The 232-nt window shown below is 56.9% G+C and carries 1 protein-coding gene; it reads right to left on the bottom strand.

Annotated features, from left to right (window positions below; genetic code table 11):
- A partial coding sequence (locus O4H32_RS14970) for an efflux RND transporter permease subunit (protein WP_269360412.1) occupies positions 1-232 on the bottom strand: 232 nt, incomplete at both ends.

Below are 232 nucleotides of genomic sequence, written 5' to 3'. Positions count from 1 at the left end.
CATCACGGCCCATCGGTTTTCCGGTGTCAACGGGGTCCGCTCCATGTGTATATGGACATTTTCAATCATCACAATGGCACCGTCGACCATCGCACCGCTGGCGATGGCAATGCCGCCGAGGGACATAATGTTGGCGTTGATACCCTGAGCGTGCATCACCACGAACGCAGCAAGAATGCCCACCGGCAGGCTCACGATCACCACCAGGGAAGAGCGCAGGTGAAACAGGAAT

Origin of the sequence: Castellaniella denitrificans (assembly GCF_027214045.1) — a bacterium.
In the GTDB taxonomy this organism is placed as follows: domain Bacteria; phylum Pseudomonadota; class Gammaproteobacteria; order Burkholderiales; family Burkholderiaceae_B; genus Castellaniella; species Castellaniella denitrificans_A.
Note: the sequence above shows the minus strand (reverse complement) of the source record. Positions and strands in the feature narration are given on the sequence as shown.